The sequence below is a fragment of the Candidatus Omnitrophota bacterium genome, from assembly GCA_028715415.1.
Lineage (GTDB): Bacteria > Omnitrophota > Gorgyraeia > Gygaellales > Profunditerraquicolaceae > JAQURX01.
This window is the reverse complement of sequence record JAQURX010000033.1, coordinates 1-3,184: the sequence shown is the minus strand read 5'-3', so window position 1 is coordinate 3,184 and position 3,184 is coordinate 1. Positions and strand designations below refer to the sequence as shown.

1 protein-coding gene is annotated in these 3,184 nt (G+C 49.6%); it reads left to right on the top strand.

Going from position 1 to position 3,184, the window contains the following annotated elements; translation table 11 throughout:
* A partial coding sequence (locus PHO70_08600) for a hypothetical protein (GenBank protein MDD5433019.1) occupies nt 1-3,184 on the top strand: 3,184 nt, incomplete at both ends.

Sequence of the window (3,184 nt, the reverse complement as noted above, 5' to 3'; positions counted from 1 at the left end):
GAAGGCCACAATCGACGGCACAGCTTACGGCACACTCACGAATATTGTGGATGTCAGTGGCAAGCCTCAGTATGGCAATAACGTGACCAGCAATGCCTTCGCTGATGTAGAAGCCTCTGAGGCTGGTATAATTGTGACAAAGCTCGCAGATCCGATACGCGGATCAAAGGGCACGCTGGTTAATTTCACAATGGATATCCGTAATGGTGCCTCTTCGCCTCTGATCCATGTTTATGTTGAGGATGTGCTTCCGGCTGGCCTAACCTACAACGATTCATCGCCAGTCAGCAGTAATAACGGCCAGAACGTCTACTGGTCCGACATTGGAAGACTTGATGTCGGCGAGACAAAACAGATCTGGCTGAAGGCTACAATCGATGGCACTGTGTATGGCACTCTGACGAATAACGTCGATGTCAGCGGTAAGCCTCAGTATGGCGATAATGTCACTGGACATGCTCAAGCTTCTGTAGATGCCAGTGAAGCTGGGATCCTGATAGTTAAGAAAGCCGATCCAACATCCGGATCCAACGGCACCCTGATCAATTTCACCATGGATGTTACAAACAACGGAGCTTCTCCGCTGATCCATGTCTTTGTGAAAGACCAGCTTCCGGATGGTCTGCTTTACAATAGCTCTTCCGCTGTCAGCTATAGTGACAAACAAAATGTCTACTGGCCAGATATCGGACGGCTGGATGTCGGTCAGACAAGACAGATCTGGCTTAGTGCTAATATCGATGGCACGAAGTACGGAACTCTGACAAACGTGGTAGATGCGGACGGCAAACCTGAATACGGCAATAACGTGACGGGCCGTGCACAAGCGGAGGTCATCGCATCAAAGGCTTCCATAAATGTTACAAAGACCGTATATCCAGAGGAGGGAACGCCTGATACTATTATCACCTATAATATCACCGTCAACAACAATGGTTCAGCCTATCTCTGCGATGTCTTCTTGGAAGATACCCTGCCAGCCGGCATTGAGTACATAAGCGACGATCATGGTGGCATCTTCGACGAGTCTAATAACATCGTCAGTTGGTATGACCTGGATGAGGGCAATTGCATGGCGCCCGGAGAGAATATCCTGATTAAAATTACCGCTAAGGTAGTTGGAACTGTCATGGGTGTACTTGACAACAAGGTCTATGTCTCAGGCATTCCGCGCAACGGCGGCGCTAAAGTTTGGGACAAAAACCATAAAGAGATCGATGCCAAGCCCGTTCCATATGTCGTTACCAAGACCAGTGACAAACAGAAGTATCGTCCTGGCGAGGAGATAACCTATACCATCAAAGTCTGCAACATGATGAAATATCTGCCTCTTGAGAACGTTGTAATCAAAGATGTCTTCCAGAATGCAATCGAGATCGTCTATTCGGATCCTGAGCCAGGCTCAGACGGTTTGTGGCATTATGACATCATCCCGCCGAATGAATGCATCGAGATAACCATCGTGGCCAAGGCTCCTCTGAACAAGGCGACCTTTGATATTGACAAGTCCGATGTAGCAGGATCTGGATTCGTCAATGTCCATAACGACCTGTCAACGGCTGTGGGCCCCTACACAATCAAGAATTGTGTCTATGTGACAGCCACAGTCTGGCCCACTGAATGGCCTCGAAGCACCTGCCATAGCGTAACCATCGAGGATCTCGGAACAGAGCTTGAGACTCGTGAACATGGCAGCGGAGATTATAGCTCGGAAGAGGTGACTCATATGAAATGGGAGAACAAGTCCATCGAGTCCAAGAAGAGCACCTCGGCCAGCTATTATCCGACGGCCTTCTCTCTTCCTGGCGACAATTCCCTCAATTACACCTCGAAATGGACCTCAGAGAGCCGTGGCAAGAATTACATCACCGGCGCAGTAATGCATGAGACTTATCGTTATGCCGACGACATCGATCGAGATACGTATGTTAAGATGGACGAGAACGGCTCAGAGATGAAGATCGATTCCAGCTTCACAGGCAAAGGCAGCATTGGCTTCTTCAAGAAGTCCTCATCTGACGACAGTCCCAAGATCAAGCCGATCTTCGATAGCCAGGAGGATTATAACGGACGGTTCAGCATCAATGAGAGCTTCGAGGAATATGGCTCGAACATCGATACAGTCAAGCGCGCATCCGGTGAGGGCCTCGTCTCGTCAGATACGAGAGTGCGATCCTCTCAGAGAACATATGAATCAGGCACAGGCTCCTACAAGAGCGAAGAGCTGGTGGACTCGTTCACAAGCTACATCGCCAAGGATATCGAGCTTGAACATAGACCAATCAGCTACAACTACACTCCAAGCATCCGAGCCAATCAGGACATGAAATGGACTGAAGGCATGTGGTCTAAGAACGGAATCCTCCGAGGTGGCACCATAGTCTCAGCCAATAATTCGGCTGGCGAGCCCCGTGAGGAGAAACCATGCAATACATCGGATAGCGGCAGTGCGCCTGCTACTCTGATTAGCGAGAGGTACTCGTCATTAGAGTATCTCAAGAAAGATTCGGTAGCTTTGGGCTTAAACGAGATGAAGACCAATGCGACCTTCGAGGGAGTAGCGGACTTCCGAGCGAAGTCGGTTGGAGTGAATGCTACAGACGCGGTAGACAACGATGAACGCTATGCAGGATCGTTCTCCATCGACCGCCATGTTCTCATGACTGGCGTGGCAAAGTACGACTATCCGCATATCACCGTCAGCAAGATCCTCAGCTCCAGGGATTATGCGACAGTCAATGGAGTCAACTCCACGGTGGTTGATTATGAAATAACCATAACCAACGATGGCAATCGGGCTTTGGCTCCGATCTATGTCTGGGATTCCTTCCCGGCTGGAACAGAGTACCTGAGCTCGTCATTCAAGCCTGCAGAACTCTCGAAGACCACAGCCAACTGGACGATATTGCATCTGGGTATAGGCAATACCCTGAGCATTAACCTGAGGCTGAATGTGACGGAATTTGCACCATATAATCTGGTCAATTGCGTCACAGCAAGCGGAATTGTCGGCACAAGCTCAGCAGTGTCGTCATCCAACTGCACAAGCCTTGAGCTCGATTACCTTGGATGCTGCCAGCCAAAGGTCTCTGTCGCTAAGAAGGCACAGCTTGATCCGATGGATTCAACTGTCATCCGCTATATCATCCAGGTCAAGAACTCAGCGACCGTTCATATGGCAGCA